This is a genomic window from Faecalibacterium sp. 3 (assembly GCF_048323735.1).
In the GTDB taxonomy this organism is placed as follows: domain Bacteria; phylum Bacillota; class Clostridia; order Oscillospirales; family Ruminococcaceae; genus Faecalibacterium; species Faecalibacterium wellingii.
The window spans coordinates 2776410-2799446 of the sequence record NZ_JBLWFN010000001.1 but is presented as its reverse complement, the minus strand read 5'-3'; the positions used below and the strand labels follow the sequence as shown (position 1 = coordinate 2799446).

Here is a 23037-nt window from a genome sequence, read left to right as displayed (position 1 = left end):
TTTCACCTCTGCGCTGTTTTTGTGTCCGGGGCGTTCCAGCGCTGACGCAGAAGCTCCAATGCATGGGTCTCAAGGCGGGAGACATAGCTCCGGCTGATGTTCAGAAGCCCGGCCACCTCCAGCTGGGTCAGCGGCGGCTGGCCGGCAAGGCCATACCGCAGCAGGATGATCTGCCGTTCCCGGGCGGGCAGGCCGTCCAGAAGCAGTCTGGCCCGGCGGATCTCGGCCTGCTTTTCGCAGACCTCCTCCATGCAGAAGCTGTCCTGCAGAACATCGGCCAGAGTCAAAGAGGAAGCCTCATCAGATTCCAGCGTTTCCTGCAGAGAGACAGTGCCGCCGGTCTTGCGCTCCCGCCGGAACTGCATCCGGAGCTCGTTTTCAATGCACCGGCTGGCGTAGGTAGAAAACCGTGTCCGGCGGGCAGAGTCGAAGGTGTCCACCGCTTTCATCAGGCCGATGGTTCCGATGGAAACAAGGTCGTCCTGATCGCCGGGCAGGGCGTAGTATTTTTTTACGATGTGTGCCACCAGACGCAGATTGTGCCGGATCAGCTTTTCCCGCGCGGCAGGGTCACCGGCACGCAGTGCGGCAAAGGCTTCGGCTTCCTCCTGGGCAGAGAGGGGCCGCGGAAAGCTGCCGCTTTCCAGATGAAGCGCCAGAACCAGAAATTTTGTGGCAAAAAATTGCAGAAGAGATAAAAACATGCCGACCCCTCCCCAAAGCATCATAAACGGTTTACTGCAATTTATGAAGGAGGGCTTGCCCTTTTTCCGGACTCCGGGGCGAACAGTTCTGCCTCATTGCCCACAAAATACTGATAGGCGTCCTTGTCTGCAATCAGGTAGACAGGATTCTGCAAAATAGACTTGATGGAAAACCGGGTGAACGAACGCCCGGTTTTTGTTTTGATGCCCTGCCGCAGCAGCTCGGTCTCAGTCATGGTCAGGGAATCGTACTGCTCGTAGAGGTCGAAAATTTTGTAGATGATCTCTGCTTCGTCCGGCAGCAGCTTGAGCTTGCAGGCCTTTTTGGTCTTGCCGTCCACCGTGATGCTCTTGACGCTCTCGGAAGCATAGCCCGTGGGGGTCGTGCCGCCCAGCCAGCGCCCGGTCTTTGCCAGCTCGTGCATGTTGTCCCGGATGCGCTCCGCGATGGTCTCACGTTCCAGCTGACTGAACACGGATGCGATGTACATCATCGCGCGGCCCATGGGGCTGGAGGTATCAAAGCTTTCCCGGATGGACACAAAGTCGATGCCAAGCCGTCCAAGCTCTTCAATCAGGCTGGAAAAATCGCTGATGTTGCGGCTGATGCGGTCCAGACGATAGACTACGATGGCCTTGAATTTCCGGTCCTTGGCCGCAGTCATCATCTTTTTGAAATCCGGGCGGTTCAGGTTGCCGCCGGAAAAGCCCTCGTCCTCAAAGACAACGGCATGTTCCGCGGCGGCATCGCCGTAGTGAGTGCGGATATATTCGCGGCAGAGGTCGATCTGATTTCCGATACTTTCGCCCTTGCCGGTATAGCGGGATTTGCGGGAATAGATGGCAATGGTGTCAGCAGTTTTGGCCATGAGATACTCCTTTCCTGTTGTCCGGTGGCCGTAGATGCGGCTATTGTAGCATGGCAGGCCATCTTTGTAAAGAAAAATAACGATAGTCATACATATTTCATCATACTACGAACGGAGGTGTCAAGGATGTGACAAGGCAGAACAAGCGAGGAAGTCAGGATGTTTGACTATTTCTATGGGCAGTCGGGCGAGATGTTCTCGTATTTCCGGGTGCCCAAAATTTTATTCCGGGACATAAAATTCAAGGACCTGTCCACTGATGCCAAAACGCTGTACGGCATCCTGCTGGACCGCATGGGGCTGTCGGTGAAAAACGGATGGCTGGATGAGCAGGGAAGGGTGTATATCATTTTTCCTGTGCAGGAAGTGATGGATGCACTGGGCTGCGCAGACAACAAGGCAACCAAACTGTTCCGGGAATTGGAAAAGTTTGGTCTGATTGAGCGCAAACGGCGAGGCCTTGGCAAACCCAATCTGATTTACGTCAAAAACTTTGCAGACCCGCGTTTCCGGAATCGTGAAAAGAACGGTTCCGGTGCCGCGGATTCAGCGCAGCAGGAAACGGCAAAATCACGAGGAAATAAGACTGAGTGGAATAAAACCGAGGGGAGTGAACCTGATCCTTTCTCTTCCGATGCGGAGGACGAACCGGATGAGCGCACACGGCTGGAAGCGTATTTTATGCAATCGTTGGAGGTGGACTTGCTGCTCCGGGTCTGCCCGGATGAGGAGGACACCATCGATCAAATCGTGAATCTTCTGGTGGATACCTGCTCTTCGAAACGCAGAATGCTGCGGGTGGCAGGGGATGACAAGCCTGCGGAAGTCGTGCGCAGCCGATTCGTGAAGCTGAATGGTTATTCTTCCGTTTTCGCTGCTTACGGCTTTCTTTGCGCTGATGCTGAAATTGACATTGAATCTGTCGGCATTTGTGCTTGCGCTGCCGATGCTGTATATTTTTGGCTGCGGACTTTATACTCTTTATTGTAGGGAATGGACACAGTTCCTGATCCTTTTTGTGGCAGAGTTCGGGTGCTTTTTGCTCATCGTGGCAGGAACGGCGCTTGTGGAAGCCGTCGAGCGATTCAGCAAATGGCTTACGGAACTGTAATGGAGGAAACGATGAATAAAGGTAAAATGCTGGATTATTTCAATGACCGTGAGGCAACGCTTTTTCGGGATGAATTGGGAAGCAATGCATGGTATCACGAACTCCTGCGGAAAAAACTGGCAGCGGAAGACGCACACCGGAAAATGGTGGGCGAAGCAGCATGGAAGCAGTATCTTCAGTTGGATGAGATCTGCAATGAGCTGGAAAGCGTACGATATCAGGCAATGTATCTGGCCGGGGCCGCTGATTTTGAAAAGTTGTTCCGTCAATCCTGATGGATAATGTGCCGCCTTCGGGCGGCTTTTTCTTTATGGGGGTGGTTTGAGGTGGCAGCAACACGGCTGATTGCGCTGCATAAAAACAAGGGAAAGTCTGTTGCGGCTTGCTTGAAAAGCCGCACCGACTATGCACAAAACCCGGATAAAACGGAGCAGGGGCAGCTTGTAAGCAGCTATAAATGCAGCCCCTTGACTGTAGATGAAGAATTTATGCTGTCCAAGCGGCAGTACGAACTTGTTACAGGGCGCAGACAGAAAAATGACGTGATTGCATATCAGATTCGGCAGTCCTTCAAACCCGGAGAAATCACCGCTGAAGAAGCCAACAAAGTAGGTTATGAGTTGGCGATGCGCTTTACAAAAGGCAAGTATGCTTTTCTGGTTGCTACGCACACCGACCGGGAGCATATTCACAATCACATTATCTATAACTCTACGGCTCTGGACTGCAGCCGTAAATTCCGGGACTTTTTGCTGTCGGGGTTGGCTGTGCAGCGGCTGAGTGACCTGATTTGCCTGGAACACAGCCTGTCTGTGATTGAAATAAAGCCCTACCGGGAGCGGCAGAAGCGTGTACTTTACCCGCCAAAAGAAAGCAACCGCGATCAATTGTGCGGTGTGATTGACAGCATCCTTGCGGACAAGCCGGGCAGTTACGAAGAATTTTTGAAAAAACTGGAACAGCAGGGATATGAGGTCAAGCGCGGAAAATTCACATCGGTGAAAGGTGTACGGCAAAAACGATTCATCCGGTTTCGGACTTTGGGGGCGGGATACAGTGAGGAAGAATTAAAAGCGGTCCTCGCCGGAAAAGCAGAGCATTGCCCGAGGAAAAAACATCCGGTGCAGGAACAGAAATTTCAGATGTTGGTGGATATTCAGGCAAAATTGGCTGAAGGAAAGGGAGACGGCTATGCGCGTTGGGCGAAGCGGTACAACCTGAAGGAGATGTCCAAGACGCTGATTTTTCTGCAGGAAAACAAAATCGGGAGCATGGATGAAATGGAAGAACAGGTGCGTGCTGCAACGATGCGCTATCACGAACTGGGCGACTCCATCAAAGCTGCGGAAGCGCGGATGGCAGAAATTGCGGTAATGAAAACGCACATTATCAACTATGCCAAAACAAGGTCCATCTATGAGGCCTATCGAAAAGCAGGATACAGCAAGCGATTCTTGGAAGCAAATCGGGAGAGCATTGCGTTGCACAAGGCGGCCAAAGCGGCTTTCGATGAGGCTGGGCTGAAAAAACTTCCGAAGATAAAAGAACTGAGCATCGAATATGTTGAGCTTCTGAAAAAGAAAAAAGCAGAATATCCGAGCTATCGGAAAGCACGAGAGAGGATGCAGGAGCTGATGAAGGCACAGAAAAACGTAGAAATGTTTTTTGCAGACAACAGGAGCGAACAGGAACAGCAGCAGACCCGATAAAACGAAAGTCACCGAGGATTCGATCCCAATCCGTTTTGGGAAAGAATCCTCGGTGGCTTTTTTAGTTTATATAGCAGCGGTCCTGCGTGACGAGCCAATCCTCACATAACCGCTGCGCTTCGTCCTTTGAGCGGCAGGTGCAGTTGAAAAGTCTGCCGTGCAAAGAACAATATGTGTAGTGTACCTTTGGGATGCCATCGGAATCTCTGAAATTGACACAGCGTTCTTCGCCGGGCAGCAGGTAGATTGAATCCACGTTCGGCAGCTCCTTTTATTCTTGTTTGATGTGCATTGCACAACATTGCTATTGTAGCATGCCCGGTTCAAAAAGGCCATTGATGATTTGAACAAAGAAATGCTCTAAAATTTTCTGTCCGAAACAAACGCTAATAGAGTTGAACAAACGCCAACTGATTACGTATAAAGAAATGCACGGCCTTTATTCTAGTGGTGTGTAACTAACGCCAATAGAATGCGAGGATGTTATGAAAACACTTTTAGGCCAACGAATCAGAGAACAACGCAGGAAAAAAGGCTGGACAATGGATAAACTGGCCGAGAAAGCAGATCTGTCTGTAAACTATGTGGGTGATTTGGAATGTGGGGTGAAGACGCCAAGCCTGGACGCTTTCATCCGGATCGTTGAAGCATTGGATGTTCCCGCAGATGTGCTGATCCGGGACACCGCAGCCCCAGCATCTTATGTGGCAGATGATGAGCTGAACCGGAAGCTGAGCCGTCTTACACCGGGGCAGAAGAAAGCCGCAACCGATATTTTGAACGCATATATCGATAACATACCGTACATCAAAGAGAAGTAAATAGGTTACAGTGGGTGCTGACAAAATCATTGTCGGCACTTTTTCTTTTAAGTGGGTCTGTGCCCAGCGAATATACCACTGAATCATGAACTCCATCAAAAAAGCGTTCGGCAGGAACGCGCAGCCTGCAGCGGTACGATGCAGATCACAAAGGGTTTGGGAATTCCCAACAAGCATTTTACGAAGCAAAAATGGCGTTTGTATAGACAGACGCCCTGCTTGCCGCAACAATGTCGCTGTAGTCTTTGGTATTCTTTCATTGATTTTAACTGATTACAAGTGTAAAATATATATGATGATATCATAATGGATTTTTGTACTTGCTTAATACAAAGACATCGGTTATTCACGGATTTCAGGAGGTTCCCCGGTATGATATGCCCTTTGGACAGTTCTTACAAGGCTTCTCTGACACGAGAGCAGTTTCTGTTCCACGAAATGCGTATTGTCGCTAAATTTATGGTAGATGGAAAAAATGAATCAGAAATAACGGACATAATTACAAAAGATAACCTCTTTCAGTACCCAACTGAACGTATGACAGTTGGTATGGTACGGGCGTGCTATCGACGGCTAAATCTTTTGAGCAGTGAACGACTGATTCGGAATGTTGCAGAGCATCCAGTTGAAGAGGCAAAACAAATTTGTCTTTATGCGATTATGAAAGATAATAGGCTTGTCTGGGATTTTATGGTAACAGTTATTGGGGAAAAATATCGAAACCAGGATTTCAGCTATGGAAAACTTGATCTGACAAGCTTTTTCACAAGACTACAGGAACAGAATGAAGCCATCGCGGGTTGGAGTGAATCTACAGTTAAAAAGTTAAAATCGGTTCTGAACCGAATTTTAAGGGAAAATGATTACCTGAATGATATAAAAGCAGGCCATTTGAACCCGGTTTGGCTTTATCCGGAATTGGAAAATGTGATTCTTACAAATGGGGATCAGGCGGTATTGCCCGCATTTAACCGTTTTGAGTGAGGAAAATTTAATGGGTGACATACAAAAACGCCTTGATAACGTTCGGCAGATGATTCAGAGTCAAGACTTCCTGGAAGGAAAAGGTCTTAGCAATGAAGTGAATATTCGTATCTTCTGCTATGAACCGAGAGATGAAATGGCGGTTCGACATTTCATTGAACAGCTATCTACAGATATGACACTGGGCTGTCAGTTGCGGATCTGTAATTTATATCAAATCTTCCTAGGGATTTGTGAAGGCATGGATATTTTAGATACAATCCCCGATATGGAAGAAGAGGACGGCCATGATTATCTGTTGGAACAGCTTCAATCGACAATTGGAGTCGATGAAATTGTGCAGAAAATTCAGAGCGAGCCGTTCCAGCCGGGAGAAGTATTGGTTTTGACTGGCGTTGGAGAAGCGTTTCCATTTATGCGAATTCATACGTTACTGGAAGCATCATTGTTTGCAGAGAGGCCGGTGCTTGTGTTTTACCCGGGAACATTTAACGACCAGCAGCTGCGGCTGTTCAACTGTCTGAAGCCGAACAATTACTATCGCGCATTTAACGTTGTGTGAAGGGGGAAACAGAGCGTTGGTTATACAGAATATGTTTGTAGAAGACATCAACCGTAAAATTAACGGTGTTGTCAAGGTTGACGAGGACGAGAACAAGGTCCTGGAACAGGAACTGAACGAGTACGTTATTACACGAGAGCTGAAGCGGCATTTTGCAGACTTTTTCAATACCTATGCAGAAGCATTTGACGAACCAACGGCAGATACAGGCGTCTGGATCTCCGGCTTTTTTGGCAGCGGTAAATCTCACTTCTTGAAAATGTTGTCATACTTGTTGGAAAACAAAGAGGTTAATGGTATCCGTACTGTGGAGCGTTTCCGCAAAAAATTTGAGGATGACCCCGGTACCTTTATGCAGGTGGATCGTGCAACCAAAGGTGAAACCGAGACGATTCTGTTTAATATCGATTATGAAGGCTCTATCAATAAGGACAAAACAGCCGTTTTACGTGTTTTTGCTAAGGTGTTCTATAATCATCTGGGATTCTTTGGCAGCAATCTTAAAGTTGCTATGCTGGAGCAGTACATTACGCAGCAGGGCAAGATGGATGAATTTTGCCGTCTGGTTGAAGAAAAGAAGGGCAAGCCCTGGGCAGAAGTGCGCAAGGCGTTTGCATTCAATGGAAAGGTCATTAAACCTGCATTGGCGGAAGCATTGGACATCAGTGAAGAAGATGCAAATAACTGGTTTAACGATAAGAGCGCAACGGAACTCTCTGTTTCACAGCTTGTAGACGACATCAATGCATACGTCAGCACAAAACCTGCAAACTTTCGCCTTCTGTTTATGGTGGACGAAGCGGGTCAGTATGTTGGCACGGACACGGATATGCTGCTGAATCTGCAGTCTTTGGTGGAAAAAATCGGCAGTGAATGCAGAGGAAAAGTCTGGGTGGTCTGTACCGGACAGGAAGCTATTGATGAGATCATCAAGGTACGCGCAGATGAATTCTCTCGGATCCAGGCTCGTTTCAAAACTCGTCTGAGCCTTTCTTCCTCTTCCGTAGACGAAGTAATCCAGAAGCGCGTTCTGAAAAAAACTCCAGAAGCAGAAAAAACGCTGGATGCAGTCTATGAGCAAGAAAACTCTGGGATGCGCAACTTGTTTAGCTTTACCAACGCAATGCCGGACATCAAAGGATTCTCTGGCCCTGCACAATTTGCAGAGGATTTTCCGTTTGTTCCGTACCAGTTCCTTATCATGCAGAAAATTTTTGTGGAGATCCGCAAACACGGCAATGCGGGTAAGCACTTCTCTGGCGGCGAGCGTTCCATGCTGAGCGGTTTCCAGGAAGCAGCCCAGAAAGTGGAAAAACAGAACGAGTTTGCATTGGTGCCACTGTTCCGCTTCTATGATACTGTACATTCTTTTCTGGACAGCTCTATTCGCAACGTGATTGACCGCTGCAGCAAAGCTGTAGAAAATCACGATGGTCTGGAGCCAATGGACGTGGATGTTCTGAAACTTCTCTATCTGATCCGGTATGTCAATGAGGATATTCCGGCCAACTTGGACAACCTTGTGATCTTGATGGCGGACGACATTCGTCTGGAAAAGGTTGCTATGCGCGAAAAGCTGCGCGGCAGCTTGGATCGGTTGATGGGACAGAACTACATCGGCCGTACTGGTGATACCTACAACTTCCTGACGGATGAAGAGCAGGACATCCAGAAAGAAATCAATCTTACACAGGTGGATACGGGCGCTATTGTTGGGGATATAGCAAAGATTATTTTTGGCATAATTTATGATGCAAAAAAGTTCCGTTACGGCAAGTGTGACTTCCCATTTGATCAGATGGTGGATAACACTATGTACGGCATTGCCACAGGCGGCATGCGCCTGCGCTTTTTGACGGCAGCTTCGGATGCAACGGAAAAAACGGAATTTCGCCTGATGAACAGCTCCAAAGGCAGCGAGGCGATTGTAGTTTTGGGCGATACGCCGTATTATGAATCACTGGAAGCATCCATGAAGATCCGCAAATATGTCAAACAGCGGAATGTCAGCCAGATGCCCAAGAGTGCTCAGGATATTATCCGCGGCCAACAGGAAGAAGCAACCAAGTATGAAGCTGAAGCCAGCAAAGCTCTGGTAGAGGCTATTGAAAACGCAAAATTTTACGCCGATGGTGAACATCTGGACATTAAGAGCGGCAATGCTAAGGCCAAAATTGACCAGACGATGGAGTATCTGGTCTCGCATGTTTACAGCAAGTTGGACCTGATTGGGAAAAACGCAGATACCGATGCCGAAATTATGGCAGTGCTTTCTGGTGCAGATATCGTTTTTGCAGAAGCTGACCCCAACCGAGATGCGGAAGCAGCTGTGGAAGAATATCTTGAAATGCAGGCGATGAAGCATTTGCCTACCTCGATGGCGGATGTACAGAGCAAGTTCAGCAGTATACCCTATGGCTGGAAGGAAATCGACATTGCTTATGTGGTGGCGCGTTTGATCGTGAATCAGAAGGTAACCATCAAATATGCAGGCACTACCATCCAGCCGGACAACGCCAAATTACCTGACATGCTCCGCAAAAAGAGTGAGGTGGGTAAAACATCCATTAGCAAGCGCGTGGTGGTATCGGCAACCAAAATGAAGGCTGTGCGGGGCCTTCTGCGGGATTATTTCGATGTCATGGATGTTCCTGCGGACGAAGACGGTTTGGTCAAGTTTATTGCTGAAGCGTTCGGAAACCAGCTGGAGCATTATAACGAACTGAACAAGCGATACGATGGTGCCCACAAGTACCCAGATCAAACAATGGTACGCAACGCCATTGCTGCAACGCAGGAAGTGTTGAACCAGAAGAAGGACAACATCGCGCTGATCGACTATCTGCTCAAGAAAGAGGACGACCTCTTTGATCAGAAGGATGCCATGGGCAATGTAGAGACCTTCTTCAAGAGTCAGGTCGGCACCTTTGATGATGCTGCACGGCTGGAACACGAGATGCAGGCGGATCTGGACCGCATTGCGCAGGATGCGGCGGCATACGATGCCCTGAACAAGATTCGGCTTATCATCACAGTGCCATCTTTTGGGCAGAAGTTCAACTACAAGCGCATTCCGGAGCTGAATGGGTTGATGCAAACGGTGCGTACAGCCCATGACCAGATGCTGGATGACAAACGCTCTGAGATTCTGGAAACAGTGCGTCAGTGCATGGAAGCGACCCATACCGCTGCCGACGGCGATCCCAAGGCGATGGACATTATCCACAAATCTGACACCTACTTTGACGGGTACAAGACGAAGATCAACGAATGTAAGAGCATTGCACTGCTAGACGGTATGATTATCCCGCTGAGCAAGTACAAGGATGATGCTGTTAGCAGCATTGAGATTGCACTGATGCCACCAGCACCAAAGCCGGCCGCAGAAAAGAAGGATGTTGTTACTCCGGCACCAAGGCAGAAAAAGGTGAAATCTTACAGCCGCCAGATTCTCTTCCCTGCCAAGACCCTGCGGGATGATGCGGATATCGATGCTTATGTGGAGAAGATTCGCTGCCAGCTTCAGAATCTACTGGACGGCTGCGACGAGATCAAGTTGAACTAAATGGGGATTTGACAAATGGCTTTTATTGCAATGCTGGCCCTTCAAGTTGCAGGAGCATTGGTTTTACTCTTGAATAATATTAACGGAAGTCGAGAAGCTGTTATACGAAGTTGCTTTCCTGGATCCAATACAGTTAAACGGGATAATGATAACAACTGTGTTCTCCCCTGTGAAAAACTGCAAAGAAGTGCACACGCAATCTATCTGAATATTGTTGCTTTTTTCGATCTTGTGATTGGATACGGAATCGCAGCGTTCAGCCCGGAGTGTAAGTATCCGCAATTTATGAATGTTGCTTTGGTGATTGTGTCATCTGTTTTATTGACTATTGCTGAATTTTATCTTTGTAAGGTGGCGGCAAAGTTTGTTTATTCGAAAGATAGAACAGTTTCTTATGATGAGTTAGAAAAGTTTGATGTGGAAACATTTGCCACAGACAGGGAGTTTGACGAAATGTTAGATGGTGTATTTGGAGCGCAGGATGATGATAGGTAAGAACAGAGGATTGCTATATGGATGAAATCGAGAAAAATAATTTTAGCTCTATAAAAAAGGCTCTCGAACAAATTCAGATGTTAGGGCTCTCCGAGAGGATGAATCCATACCACGATCTTATACAGAGCATTGGAATTGCTACGACAAATCACAAAGAAGTCTTTGAACTGGCCAAAACAATCGGTAACGTTGCTGGAACTTCCAATTTCTTGAGGTTAGTTCAGCCGATAGTCAATTCGGAATCATTATCTATAAGCAAATCTGTTGCCTCAATAGCCGCAACCATAATGGGGGAATCTCCTACATTCATACGGAATCTGAAGGAAATTCAGGCCAATTTAGGGCAAATCATAAACACCAAAATTGACTGGAATGTCATCGCTATTCCGGGTCTTTCTGAAGAAGCGAAGAAGAAACGGATTGAGGCATACCGCCAGTGGGGTGCTTATGGATGGACGGTTATTCCGCATGCTAATTTCAAATATTTCAACACTGCACCAACTTCAAGCAAGGAAGCAAACGAAAAGGCCCTAAGTTGCTTCAGAACAAAAAAGCAAATGGAAGAATTCTGGAAAGCGTTTGATTCCGTTGAAAAGATCAAAAGAAGCGATTTTGAGGAGGCGATTAAGGACTTCGATAATCGTTGCTACAAGTCATGTGCGATGATGTTGTATTCCCTAATCGATGGAAGACTTATTCGGTTGCAGGGCGGTCCCAAAACCGAAAAAGAGAATCTGGAATCAGCGAAAAAGACTAAAAGAAAGCTTGCTCGATATAGTGGGGCTGCTGCTGTCAATAGAATCAATAACAAGTATAATGAAGTTCATGAAGATGATATTAAAGTTTGGTTTTTCAGCAATTTGACGAGAGAAAATCTTTTTTGTGCATTGGCAGTGCTTTATGCTAACGGAAATGATTTCAAGGAGCAGCCTGCCGTTATGAATCGAAACTTTGTTGACCATGGAATGCTTCACCGAAAAGTTCGCAGAATGGACTGTATTCAGCTTTTTTTAGCGTATTATAATTTCCTCACATTTGAAAATCGACTAACCGCAGAAGACAGAAAAGAACTGAAAGGGATTGTGTGAGTATGGATAAAAACGCCATCAAGAAATATGCGGTCTGGGCACGGAAAGAACTGCTCTCCCGCGTGGCGCAGAAAGCCCAACAGTACGGCATTACGGAAATGGAAATGGTGGACGCCGGTGCTGATAGCATCAACGGCAAAGTGTTGTCTGCAGAAGAGATGCAGCAGCGCAGGGCACTGATTGCACAGATCAACGAAAAAGGCTACCAGCAGGTTATGGAAGAGGTGGCGTATACATGGTTCAACCGCTTCTCGGCACTGCGGTTCATGGAGGTCAACGGCTATTTGCCCAGCCATGTGCGCGTGTTTACGGATGAAAACAATGCGTTCAAGCCCCAGATTCTGGCCGAAGCCCTGCATCTGGAATTGGATAAGCTGGATAAGGACAAAGTCTACGCCCTGAAAGAGACCGAGCAGACCGAAGAACTGTACAAATACCTGCTCATCGTGCAATGCAACGCGCTGAACAGCATTCTGCCCGGAATGTTCCAGACCATTGCGGACTACACGGAACTGCTTCTGCCGGACAACCTGCTCCGGGAGGGCAGCGTCATTGAGCAGATGATCTCCCAGGTCCCGGAGGACAACTGGCAGGATGCCGTCCAGATTATTGGCTGGCTGTATCAGTACTACAACAGCGAGAAAAAGGACGAGGTGTTTGCTGCCCTCAAGAAAAACGTCAAGATCAGCAAGGACAACATCCCGGCGGCGACCCAGCTTTTTACCCCGGACTGGATCGTGCGGTACATGGTGGAAAACAGCCTTGGACGCCTGTGGGTGGAGGGTCACCCGGACACCAAAACACAGCTGCTGCCCACACCGGAGGAACAGGCTGCTTATACTGCCGGAAACCGTGACCCGGAGGACACCAAGTGGCACTATTATCTGGAGGAAGCCCAGCAGGAGCCGCAGGTACAGGCCCAACTGTCCGAGATCAGCAAACAGTATGCCGACCTGACCCCGGAACAGATCAAGGTCATCGACCCCTGCTGCGGCAGCGGTCATATCCTTGCTTACCTATTCGATGTACTGATGCAGATCTACGAGAACTACGGCTACACGCCCCGCGATGCCGTGACCAGCATTTTGCAGAACAACCTCTATGGTCTGGATATTGACGACCGCGCCGCCCAGCTGGCCTATTTTGCGGTGATGATGAAGGCCCGCCGGTACGACCGCCGCTTTTTCAGCCACACCACCCAGCCTCATGTGTATGCCATTGAGGAGAGCAACCGCATCGAAAAGCCAGATGTGGAGTATTTCTGCAACAGCAAGCCGGAACTGAAAGATGCTATGCACACTATCCTCACCCAGCTTTACGATGCCAAGGAGTACGGCTCCATCCTTACCATCCCCCCGCAGGACTGGGATGCCCTCTATGCCCGGTTTGACGAGGTGGCAGACGAGTCCTCGTTCCATCGAGAGAGTATTCGCAAAAAATTACTCCCATTGGTGCGGGTAGCGCAGACGCTGGCACAAAAATACGATGTGGTCGTTACCAATCCGCCGTATATGGGTGCATCTAATATGAACTCGGATTTATCTGAGTATGTGAAAAAATACTACCCGGACAGCAAGAGCGATCTGTTTGCCGTGTTTATTGAAGTATGCTCCCGTATGGCAAAACAGAACGGTTATCAGGCAATGATCACCCAACACGCATGGATGTTCCTGTCCAGCTTTGCAAAACTGCGGGAGAAGATGATGCTGACTGAAACCGTCAGCATGGCACATCTGGGCGCACGAGCATTTGAAGAAATCGGCGGCGAGGTGGTGCAGACCACCGCCTTTGTACGCTGCGCAAACTATGTAGAGGGGTATAAGGGTATCTACTGCCGTCTGATTGAGCCGACCTCTCAGCAGGGAAAGGAAGATATGTTCCTTGCAGGGGAAAATCGCTACACTGTAAATCAGGAAGATTTTGGAAAGATTCCTGGAAATGGAGTGATTTATTGGGGAAGTCAACAACTTATTTCTGACTTTGAAAGAATGCCAAAACTTGGAGATTTATATAGGACACTTGCAGGCTCAAGTACGGGAGATAATTCGCGTTTCTTGAGAATATGGCAAGAAGTTGATTCTAGGACGATTGGTTTTCATATATCAAAAAACTATGATGGAAAAGGTTACAAGTGGATTCCTACATTGAAAGGTGGCGGTTTTCAGAGATGGTATGGGAATTTTGACTATGTGATGAATTGGAATAATGATGGAGAAGAAATTAAATATTGGGTAACACATAATCCCAAAGATCCCAACACCAAGTCTTGGTCAAGAAGATTGTTTAATACAGATTTGTATTTCCATGAAGGAATTACTTGGTCCAAAATCACAACAGGGCGATTTTCAGCAAGATATATGCCAGAGGGATTCATTATGGAATCCGCATCATGCGGAATAATGCCTTCATTGAAAGAGCAACCCATCGTTTTGGCAATTTTGAATTCTAAAGTTGCACAGAGAATTATCGACATGTTTAATCCGACTGTAAATATACAAGTTGGAGACATTATGAATATTCCTATGAGTGCAGATATCCATGACGATAATATAGAAATATTGGTAGATAGAAACATTAAAAATGTGGCAAGTGACTGGAACTCCTTTGAAACCTCTTGGGACTTTAAGAAACACCCATTGCTCCGTAATGTTTCCACTATTTCCGAAGCCTTTAACCAGTGGCAGGCGGAATGCGATGATCGCTTTAACCGACTGAAAGCCAACGAGGAAGAACTGAACCGCATTTTTATTGATATTTACGGCTTGCAGGATGAACTGACCCCGGAAGTAGAAGATAAGGATGTGACCGTGCGCAAAGCGGACCTTGGCCGGGATGTGCGCTCCTTTATCTCCTACGCTGTGGGCTGTATGTTTGGCCGCTACTCTCCCACCTATGATGGCCTTGCCTACGCAGGCGGTACATGGGATGATGGCAAATACAATATCTATAAGCCGGATGCAGACGGTATTATTCCCATCTGTGACGACGAATACTTTGAAGATGACATGATGGGCCACTTTGTGGAGTTTGTGCGGGTGGTATACGGTGACAGCTCGCTGGAGGATAATCTCCTGTTCATCGCTAAGGCGCTTGGCGGCAAAGGCCAGCCGAAAGAGGTCATCCGCAACTACTTCCTGAACGATTTCTATACCGACCACTGCAAAATTTATCAGAAGCGCCCCATCTACTGGCTGTTTGACAGCGGTAAGAAAAATGGCTTCAAGTGCCTGATCTACCTGCACCGCTACCAGCCGGATACCATTGCGCGCATCCGCACCGATTATGTCCACGAGCAGCAGGCGCGCTACCGTACTGCCATCGAAGGTTTGGAAAAACAGGTGGCCGCTGCCACCAGCACCAGCGAGCGTGTCAAGCTGACCAAGCAGCTGAACAAAGTGCAGGCGCAGGACACTGAGCTGCATCAGTATGAGGAAAAAGTTCACGCGCTGGCCGATCAGATGATTAAGCTTGATCTGGACGATGGTGTGAAGCATAACTATGAGATCTTTAAGGACGTGCTGGCGAAAATAAAATGAGAAAAACAGAAGAAATAAGCCTTTCCCTACATACCAAACATGTTACAAAAACCGTTTTGTCAAATAGAATTTCTTATAAGCGTGCTTTTATTGGCGATACATGTGCTGCGTATCATTACACTTCACCAGAAGGGCTTATGGGAATCCTGAAAAATCGTGAAATCTTTTTTACGGATGCGGAGTTTCTAAATGACGCAAGTGAACGGAAAAATATAAACGAAGACTTGAATCGTTTCTGGGCACGATGCAAAAAAGATTACGAAGAAAGATTCATTAGAGTCCTTTCTGATATTCGAGTGAATGCATATGAGGACTACCGATTTGGCACAATTGACAAAGCCTATAAAGGAAAGGCCTGTCGGTATTTTGTCTTGTCGGCATCGAAAGATTCTGATAGTCTCAGTATGTGGAAATACTATGCTAAAAACGGAAGCTATAATGGCTATAATATTGGACTTGATACTCTGGCGCTTCAAGACACTTGGATAAATAGAGAACAGGGAATTGCGATAGAGTATGGCTCTGTGATTTACGAAGATGATGAAAAATATTATCAAATTAAAGAAGCCGTTAATCACATTTATGAGTCGTGGATACAATATGAATACTCTGACAAGTTGGATGAAAAGATTCGAGGCGAATTTGAAACATGGGTTTCGTTAAATTCACTGTTCTTTAAACACGAAAGTTTTTCAACCGAAGAAGAATATCGATATGTCGCAGTTGTCCCTACAGAAAATATAAAGATTCTTTCCTATACAACGGAAAATGGATCAAATGTGCAAATGTATAATTTTCGGGCAGTAGATGGCGTATTGACACCATATATAAAAGTTCCAATTTGGGGAACTGACGACTTAGACTTGAAAGCAACTTTTTGGAATGTAGCATCCATTGGAATTGCCCCATGTTTGAACTTTGAACTAAAGAAAAACGGTGTTATACAATTTGTGAAATCTCTTCCATATCGAGTTGAAAACTTTCAAATTAACAAGTCGAAAATCCCAGTTCGCTATTAACAAATTACAGGATTATAACAATGGAAACAGATAAAATCGTACTAGACCTCAACCGCCGGTTTGCGGTACCGCTGCCGGAATTTTATGAGCGCCGGATCATCTTCTGGCACGATGAAGAAAAGGAGTATGCGGACAAGCTGGATGAGATCCGGCTTGAAAATGCTAAGCTGGTTGCACTGACTGGCAGCAATACCTTTGCGGTCAAAAAAATGCTGTCGGTGGATGACCTGGCGAGCAACTATGTCGTCTACTGCCCCATTTCCTACGAGCGGCAGGAGGATGACTGGCTGTTGGATATTGAACTATACAGCGAAAGCTACCGGACGGATGCTGTTTCCAACTGGATGCAGGAACTGGATATCTTGGACAATCCCTCTATGCGCAAGTTGGTGAAGCACTACCGGAAGTTTTTTGGTGCACAGGCTCGTCGTGCCAAAATCATGGCACAGGATAAGATACCTGCCACTCCAGCACAGCTGCACATGGCCGTGATGGCGGCGCTCTGCGGTATGAAAAAAGCACAGCCCAATGAAATCTTGCTGAACGTGCTTCGTGGTGGGTTGGATAAAGCGCAGAATCCAATCTATCAGAGTTTTGTGGATTATAGTGCGGAAGAAGCTTTCTGGGCAATGGTTCGACAGGGCTGTGGCTATGCAGAGGAAGAGCCGGATCTTGGGCAGCTGGCAATTCATCTTCTGTTGACAGCTTCTACGCGCACACTGCGCCCGGAATTTCTGGCAGGGCTTGAGAAGTTCCTTTCCATTCCGCATCAGGCGTACTGCTACGAGCTGGTGTCGGAGTGGCTGCACAGTGGTGATCTGCAGCAGCTTTATGACGTGGCCCGCTATGTGGAAGATGAAGCACATCTGCCGCAGAGGCTGGAAAAACTGACGGTTGATGATCTGGCGACAACGGAGTGTTTCCCGTGCATCAACGAGATCATCCTGAGTAAGCTGATGACGGAGATCAGTGACCATATCATTGATGTGGATGTGATCACAAAGACGGTGGAAAAACGCCGCATCTGTGTCTGGTACGAGTACTTCCGCAATTTCTACGAGGGTCTGTTGCAAGTGGCCAACATGCAGGAGTTCTTCAAAGAGCACTCCGCAGGGTTCCATACCCCGGACGCAAAGCAGGTCTGGAAAGAATATGCGGAGGACTATTATAGGATGGACACCTATTATCGCCTGTTCCATCTGAGTTTCCAGAGAAGTCTGGAAACCTCCAATATCAAACTGGATGACCTGTTCAAGCATGTTGTAGATAAGGTAGAGGGGCTGTACTCCTACTGGTTTCTGGGAGGCCTCGGCAAAAACTGGTCGGATGTATGTGCTGATGAGATGGCAGAGCATGGCCGCGTATTGGAAATTCCGCAGCAGTCGGATTTCTACAATGAGCATATCCGTCCGGCAGACAGCCGCGTGTTCGTGATCATCTCGGATGCTATGCGTTACGAGGTGGCGGCATCACTGGCAGATGAACTGCGCAGAGAAACGCAGAGCAATGTGAAACTTGGCAGTATGCAGAGCATCTTCCCGTCTATCACGAAATTTGGCATGGCGGCACTGCTCCCACATAAGGCGTTGACGGCTGAACTGAAAAATGAGGTACTGAATGTTCTGGCCGATGGGCAGTCTACCGCAAGCACGAACCGGGATAAGGTCCTGAAAGGTGTAAATCCGGCCAGCGTGGCGTTGCAGTATAAGAACATCATCGGGATGAAACGTGCAGAGCGTGCGGCACTGGTCAAGGGGATGGATGTAGTCTATATCTACCATGATACCATTGACGAAGCAAGCCATACTTCGGACACCTCTGTGTTCCCGGCATGCGATAGGGCTATCAGTGAACTGAAGAATATGGTGCGCATTATCGTCAATGACTTCGGCGGGGCGAACATTCTGATTACAGCAGATCATGGCTTCCTGTACACTTACAGTCCGCTGACCGAGGATGACAAAGTGGATAAAACCAGCTTCCATGATATGGAAGTGGAATATGGCAGACGCTATGCAATCATGCAGAAGGAGGCGGATCCGCAGTATTTGCTTCCTGTAAAATTCCTGGACGGAAAAACGGAATACACTGGATTTGCTCCACGGGAAGGTATTCGCATCAAGATGAATGGTGGCGGGCTGAATTTTGTGCATGGCGGTATCAGCCTGCAGGAAATGACGGTTCCGGTGATCGAATATCATTATCTGCGCAACGGCTCTATGGAATATCGACGCAATAAGCAGAAGTATGATACGCTCCCCGTAACAGTGAGTTTGCTTTCTTCCAGTCGGAAGATCAGCAATATGATCTTTTCACTGGATTTCTACCAGAAAGATGCGGTAAGTGCAAACCGTGAGGCTGCTACTTATCTGGTGTGGTTTACGGATGAATACGGAAAGCCTGTCAGCGATACCCAGAAGATCATTGCGGACAAAACCAGTGAGAACGGCGCAGATCGTACGTTCCATTGCAACTTCAACCTCAAATCGATGAAGTTCAGCAATACAGCAACCTATTATCTGGTGATTGCGAATGAGCAGGGTCAGCAGATGCAGCAGCGGGAACAGTTCCAGATCGATATTGCATTTGCGATTGATGAATTCGATTTTTTTAACTGATGGGAGCAGGAGGACTATAAATGGAGCCGAATGCGGAAAATAGCTGCTGTCGAGACGAAATCAAGGAAAAATTACGGCAGAATTTTGATGGAAAGATCGTTCGCAAGGATTTGACTAAAAAGATCAAAGAAGGTGCGAATGTCCCGGTTTATGTGCTAGAGTTTTTATTAGGCCAGTACTGTAGTTCGGATGATGAAGCTATTATTGAAAAAGGCGTACAAAATGTAAAACGGATTCTGGCGGACAATTTTGTTCGTCCGGATGAGGCACAGAAAATTCTGTCACAGCTGCGAAAAAAGGGAAGCCATACTGTTATTGATATGATCACGGTCAATCTTGACATTAAGAAGAACTGCTTCTTTGCCAGTTTCTCTAATTTGGGATTGGACAAGGTGCCCATTTCGGATGAATATCCGGAAAAATATGATCGGCTGCTCTGCGGAGGCATCTGGTGCATTGTACAGCTGGATTATGAAGTAGAGGGTGACAATAATTTTGGCCTTGTTGATCTGGGCGGTGAACCGTTGCAGTCCAGCCAGAAAAAGCAGAAGGATCTTACTCCAATCAGCATCCGTAAACTAACACCGATCCAGATGCCGCATATCGATATCGACGAATTAAAGCGTGGCCGTAAAGCTTTTACAAAGGATGAGTGGCTGGATATCCTTCTGCGTTCTATCGGCATGGAACCGGACGAATTCACGGAAAGAGAAAAATGGCTCCTGCTCACACGAATGATTCCACTGGTGGAGAACAATTTCAACCTCTGTGAACTTGGTCCCCGCAGTACGGGAAAATCGCATCTTTATAAAGAAATCTCGCCCAACAGCATTTTGATTTCTGGTGGACAGACGACCGTTGCAAACCTGTTCTACAATATGGGGCGCAAATCGGTTGGCTTGGTTGGTCTTTGGGACTGTGTGGCTTTTGATGAGGTTGCCGGAATCAAGTTCAAGGATAAAGACGGCATCCAGATCATGAAGGATTATATGGCATCTGGGTCTTTTGCCCGTGGTAAAGAAGAAAAGGTCGCTTCAGCTTCAATGGTCTTTGTGGGCAATATCAACCAGAGTGTAGATATTCTATTAAAAACTTCTAGCCTGTTTGATCCGTTCCCTCCCGAAATGGGAACGGACACTGCATTTCTGGATCGTATCCATTGCTATTTGCCCGGCTGGGAGATCCCGAAATTTCGACCCGAACATTTTACGAATGACTATGGTTTCATCAGCGATTATCTGGCTGAGTTTATCCGGGAACTGCGGAAAGAACAGTATGGTGATGCGCTGGATCATTATTTCCGATTGGGCAAAAATTTGAATCAGCGTGATACCATTGCTGTACGGCGTATGGTGGATGGTTATCTAAAACTGATGTACCCAGATGGAGTGTTTGATAAATCTGAACTGGAAGAAGTTCTGCAGATTTCATTGGAGATGCGTCGCCGCGTAAAAGAACAGTTGAAAAAGCTGGGCGGGATGGAATTCTACGATGTGAACTTCTCCTATATCGACTTGGAAGACATGTCGGAGCATTATGTGTCGGTTCCTGAACAGGGCGGTGGCAAGTTGATTCCAGATGGTATGTGCAATCCAGGACAGGTCTACACAGTATCTCGCGGAAAAAGTGGCATGATTGGTGTATTCCGTTTGGAAAGTCAGATGTTGCCTGGTAGCGGAAAGTTTGAGCGCACAGGTCTTGGCAGTGACCGTGACTGCAAAGAGTCAACGAATACGGCGTTCAATTTCCTAAAAGCAAATGGAAAACGCATCAGCGGAGGCATCAGCACTGCATCTAAAGACTACATCATCAATTATCAGAATCTGCAAGGTATTGGCATGACAGGAAAATTAGCATTGCCTACGCTGATTGCGCTGTGCAGTATTGCGCTTGGACGGCCAACAGTCAGTACCCTTGCTGTTCTAGGTGAAATTAGTATCAGTGGTACAATTCTAAAGGTAGATGAGCTTGCGAACAGCTTGCAGGTTTGCCTTGATAGTGGAGCGAAGAAAGTTCTGCTGCCGATTACAAGCGCTGCAGATCTTGGAACTGTACCTCCCGAATTAGTGGGAAGTTTTAATTTGATCTTCTACAGCAGCGCAGAGGATGCGGTGTTTAAAGCACTTGGTGTGGAGTGAAGAAAGGCGTGCTCTATGAAAACGAATGATAGAAAAATCACAGACCTGATGTCTACGATCCATACTGGAAAAACGCAACTTCCTGACTTTCAAAGGGGATGGGTATGGGACGACAGTAGAATAAAAGCACTGATTGCAAGTATCACAAATGGCTATCCTGTTGGCGCGGCAATGTTTCTGGAATACGGTAATGAGAGTATTCATTTCAAATCACGAGTCGTTGAAGGGGCACCTTCTGCAGACAAAGTAACACCAGATGAGCTGATTCTTGATGGACAGCAACGATTGACATCCGTTTACTCTTCGCTTTTTAGTGAGAAGGCTGTTAGGACAAAGACAGACAAAGGACAGGAAATAGAGCGATTTTATTATATTGATATGGTCAAAGCGGTTAACAGTACGATTGATCGAGTAGATTCTGTTGTCTCTGTTCCGAAAGATCGAAAAATAACTTCAGATTTTGGCAGAAAAATTGAGTTGGATCTTTCTTCTGTTTCGCAGGAGTATGCACAGAACATGTTTCCTCTGAACATTATTTTAGATCCCAGTAAATACAGCAAGTGGCAGATGGATTATATGCAATATCATCAGTATGATCCGAATGCGGCAAAGTTGTATATGGATTTTCTGTCTAAAGTAATTGTTCCTTTGGGACAGTATACAATTCCAGTGATTACATTGGATAAAGATACACCCAAGGAGGCAGTTTGCCAGGTCTTTGAGAATGTAAATACTGGTGGAGTATCACTTACAGTTTTTGAATTAGTCACTGCGATTTTTGCAATGGATAATTTCGAACTGCGTAAGGACTGGGAAGAGAGAAAGAATAAATATTTTAATGATGAGATTCTTTCGGTGACCTCTGCAACGGACTTCCTTACAGCTTGCACATTACTGTCTTCGTATAAAAAAGGAGGAACCGTAAGTTGTAAGAAGAAAGATGTCTTGAATCTGACGCTGGCAGAGTATCAGCGGTATGCAGATGATTTGACAGATGGATTTGTAGAAGCAGAAAAAATTTTGCAGGAAGAACGGATCTTTTCCAGCAAGGACTTACCGTATACAACGCAATTGATTCCGCTTGCAGTTCTTTGTACACTGCTGGCAGAGCATAATCGCATTAAAACAACAAGCGTAAAAGACAAAATAAAGCAATGGTACTGGTGCGGCGTTTTTGGTGAAATGTATGGAAGTGCAAATGAAACGCGCTACGTATATGATGTAGTGGGAGTGATGGCGTGGCTAGAAGACGCCAGCAAAACGCCTAAAACGGTGCAGGAGTTTTATTTTAATCCAGTGCGTCTGTTATCTTTGCAGTCAAGATTGAGCGCAGCCTATAAAGGCATTATGGCACGGATCTTGAAAAATCAATGCAAAGATTTTATCAGTGGTCGTGAAATGGACTTTACGGTTTATAAAGCGGAGAGTATAGACATTCACCATATCTTCCCGCGAGATTATTGCGAGAAAAAAGGGCTGCCGCGCGCAAAATGGAATTCTGTCGTGAACAAGACACCTATCACGTATTCTACTAACCGTGAAATTGGTGGAGTGGCGCCAAGCCAGTACTTGACTAAAATTGAAAAGAAAGGTCAGGTTTCACCGAGTGTATTGGATGGCTATCTTAGGACGCATCTAATCGATACAGGAGATATCCGCGCAGATCGATTTGATGATTTCTTTATCAAACGTTCGACTGCCATTTTGAATGAAATTGAGAAAGCTACAGGAAAGACTGTTTCTGGCCGAGACAGTGATCTTGTAATTCAGGATTTTGGTGGAGCACTATTATAATTCACTAAAACAGGGCGTATCTGA

Annotated in this window: 17 protein-coding genes; 14 read left to right on the top strand and 3 right to left on the bottom strand. The window is 46.8% G+C overall.

Features of this window, described 5'->3' with window-relative positions:
- Positions 1–2: 2 nt before the first annotated feature.
- Together ACNSPV_RS13220 and ACNSPV_RS13215 are read right to left on the bottom strand one after the other, a co-directional pair.
- Positions 3–704: a sigma-70 family RNA polymerase sigma factor gene (locus ACNSPV_RS13220; protein WP_348583014.1), complete on the bottom strand. Its 702-nt coding sequence runs from the start codon at positions 702–704 to the stop codon at positions 3–5.
- A 41-nt stretch (positions 705–745) separates the two neighbouring features.
- Positions 746–1663, bottom strand: coding sequence for a recombinase family protein (locus ACNSPV_RS13215; RefSeq protein WP_348583015.1), 918 nt, complete (start codon positions 1661–1663; stop codon positions 746–748).
- 69 nt (positions 1664–1732) lie between these two features.
- Between ACNSPV_RS13215 and ACNSPV_RS13210 the strand changes: the two genes are divergently transcribed.
- The 3 genes from ACNSPV_RS13210 (at position 1733) to ACNSPV_RS13200 (ending at position 4393) form a co-directional block, all read left to right on the top strand.
- On the top strand, positions 1733–2563 hold the full coding sequence (locus ACNSPV_RS13210; protein WP_348583016.1) for a replication initiator protein A: 831 nt from the start codon (positions 1733–1735) through the stop codon (positions 2561–2563).
- Between the two features lie 132 nt (positions 2564–2695).
- A complete protein-coding gene (locus tag ACNSPV_RS13205) occupies positions 2696–2959 on the top strand; it encodes a hypothetical protein (protein WP_348583017.1) in 264 nt (87 codons plus the stop codon).
- Positions 2960–3010: 51 nt separating this feature from the next.
- Positions 3011–4393 (top strand): relaxase/mobilization nuclease domain-containing protein, encoded by a 1383-nt coding sequence (locus ACNSPV_RS13200; RefSeq protein ID WP_348583018.1) that lies wholly within the window; start codon positions 3011–3013, stop codon positions 4391–4393.
- 61 nt (positions 4394–4454) lie between these two features.
- On the opposite strand, the gene ACNSPV_RS13195 is transcribed toward ACNSPV_RS13200, so the two are convergent.
- Positions 4455–4649: a DUF3873 family protein gene (locus ACNSPV_RS13195; protein ID WP_097778304.1), complete on the bottom strand. Its 195-nt coding sequence runs from the start codon at positions 4647–4649 to the stop codon at positions 4455–4457.
- Between the two features lie 229 nt (positions 4650–4878).
- Here ACNSPV_RS13195 and ACNSPV_RS13190 point away from each other — a divergent pair, with 229 nt between their 5' ends.
- From ACNSPV_RS13190 to ACNSPV_RS13140, 11 genes are all read left to right on the top strand, one after another.
- Complete coding sequence (locus tag ACNSPV_RS13190) at positions 4879–5214, top strand: helix-turn-helix transcriptional regulator (RefSeq protein ID WP_348583019.1); 336 nt, start codon at positions 4879–4881, stop codon at positions 5212–5214.
- A 372-nt stretch (positions 5215–5586) separates the two neighbouring features.
- Positions 5587–6198 carry a DUF1819 family protein gene (locus tag ACNSPV_RS13185; RefSeq protein WP_348583020.1) on the top strand — a complete coding sequence of 204 codons (612 nt, stop codon included), beginning with the start codon at positions 5587–5589 and terminating at the stop codon, positions 6196–6198.
- Between the two features lie 10 nt (positions 6199–6208).
- A complete protein-coding gene (locus tag ACNSPV_RS13180; protein ID WP_348583021.1) occupies positions 6209–6760 on the top strand; it encodes a DUF1788 domain-containing protein in 552 nt (183 codons plus the stop codon).
- 16 nt (positions 6761–6776) lie between these two features.
- Entirely contained in the window at positions 6777–10325 is a 3549-nt protein-coding gene (gene brxC / locus ACNSPV_RS13175) for a BREX system P-loop protein BrxC (RefSeq protein WP_348583023.1), read from the top strand.
- 15 nt (positions 10326–10340) lie between these two features.
- On the top strand, positions 10341–10820 hold the full coding sequence (locus tag ACNSPV_RS13170) for a hypothetical protein (protein ID WP_348583024.1): 480 nt from the start codon (positions 10341–10343) through the stop codon (positions 10818–10820).
- A 17-nt stretch (positions 10821–10837) separates the two neighbouring features.
- Positions 10838–11908, top strand: a complete 1071-nt coding sequence (locus ACNSPV_RS13165) for a hypothetical protein (protein WP_348583025.1) — start codon at positions 10838–10840, stop codon at positions 11906–11908.
- Positions 11909–11910: 2 nt separating this feature from the next.
- Positions 11911–15444: a BREX-1 system adenine-specific DNA-methyltransferase PglX gene (pglX, locus tag ACNSPV_RS13160; RefSeq protein ID WP_348585178.1), complete on the top strand. Its 3534-nt coding sequence runs from the start codon at positions 11911–11913 to the stop codon at positions 15442–15444.
- Positions 15441–16463, top strand: coding sequence for a DUF2971 domain-containing protein (locus ACNSPV_RS13155; protein ID WP_348583026.1), 1023 nt, complete (start codon positions 15441–15443; stop codon positions 16461–16463). Before pglX ends, ACNSPV_RS13155 begins: the two co-directional genes overlap by 4 nt.
- A 20-nt stretch (positions 16464–16483) precedes the next feature.
- Positions 16484–19081, top strand: a complete 2598-nt coding sequence (gene pglZ / locus ACNSPV_RS13150; protein WP_348583028.1) for a BREX-1 system phosphatase PglZ type A — start codon at positions 16484–16486, stop codon at positions 19079–19081.
- Positions 19082–19101: 20 nt separating this feature from the next.
- Positions 19102–21219 carry a protease Lon-related BREX system protein BrxL gene (gene brxL, locus ACNSPV_RS13145; protein WP_348583029.1) on the top strand — a complete coding sequence of 706 codons (2118 nt, stop codon included), beginning with the start codon at positions 19102–19104 and terminating at the stop codon, positions 21217–21219.
- Between the two features lie 15 nt (positions 21220–21234).
- Positions 21235–23013, top strand: coding sequence for a GmrSD restriction endonuclease domain-containing protein (locus ACNSPV_RS13140; RefSeq protein ID WP_348583030.1), 1779 nt, complete (start codon positions 21235–21237; stop codon positions 23011–23013).
- Positions 23014–23037 lie beyond the last annotated feature (24 nt).

Excerpts from the sequence above, each read along its gene's own strand:
- ACNSPV_RS13220 (WP_348583014.1), bottom strand. The coding sequence starts at position 704 with ATGTTTTTATCTCTTCTGCAATTTTTTGCCACAAAATTTCTGGTTCTG.
- ACNSPV_RS13215 (WP_348583015.1), bottom strand. The coding sequence starts at position 1,663 with ATGACTATCGTTATTTTTCTTTACAAAGATGGCCTGCCATGCTACAAT.
- ACNSPV_RS13210 (WP_348583016.1), top strand. The coding sequence starts at position 1,733 with ATGTTTGACTATTTCTATGGGCAGTCGGGCGAGATGTTCTCGTATTTC.
- ACNSPV_RS13205 (WP_348583017.1), top strand. The coding sequence starts at position 2,696 with ATGAATAAAGGTAAAATGCTGGATTATTTCAATGACCGTGAGGCAACG.
- ACNSPV_RS13190 (WP_348583019.1), top strand. The coding sequence starts at position 4,879 with ATGAAAACACTTTTAGGCCAACGAATCAGAGAACAACGCAGGAAAAAA.
- ACNSPV_RS13185 (WP_348583020.1), top strand. The coding sequence starts at position 5,587 with ATGATATGCCCTTTGGACAGTTCTTACAAGGCTTCTCTGACACGAGAG.
- ACNSPV_RS13180 (WP_348583021.1), top strand. The coding sequence starts at position 6,209 with ATGGGTGACATACAAAAACGCCTTGATAACGTTCGGCAGATGATTCAG.
- ACNSPV_RS13170 (WP_348583024.1), top strand. The coding sequence starts at position 10,341 with ATGGCTTTTATTGCAATGCTGGCCCTTCAAGTTGCAGGAGCATTGGTT.
- ACNSPV_RS13165 (WP_348583025.1), top strand. The coding sequence starts at position 10,838 with ATGGATGAAATCGAGAAAAATAATTTTAGCTCTATAAAAAAGGCTCTC.
- pglX (WP_348585178.1), top strand. The coding sequence starts at position 11,911 with ATGGATAAAAACGCCATCAAGAAATATGCGGTCTGGGCACGGAAAGAA.
- ACNSPV_RS13155 (WP_348583026.1), top strand. The coding sequence starts at position 15,441 with ATGAGAAAAACAGAAGAAATAAGCCTTTCCCTACATACCAAACATGTT.
- pglZ (WP_348583028.1), top strand. The coding sequence starts at position 16,484 with ATGGAAACAGATAAAATCGTACTAGACCTCAACCGCCGGTTTGCGGTA.
- brxL (WP_348583029.1), top strand. The coding sequence starts at position 19,102 with ATGGAGCCGAATGCGGAAAATAGCTGCTGTCGAGACGAAATCAAGGAA.
- ACNSPV_RS13140 (WP_348583030.1), top strand. The coding sequence starts at position 21,235 with ATGAAAACGAATGATAGAAAAATCACAGACCTGATGTCTACGATCCAT.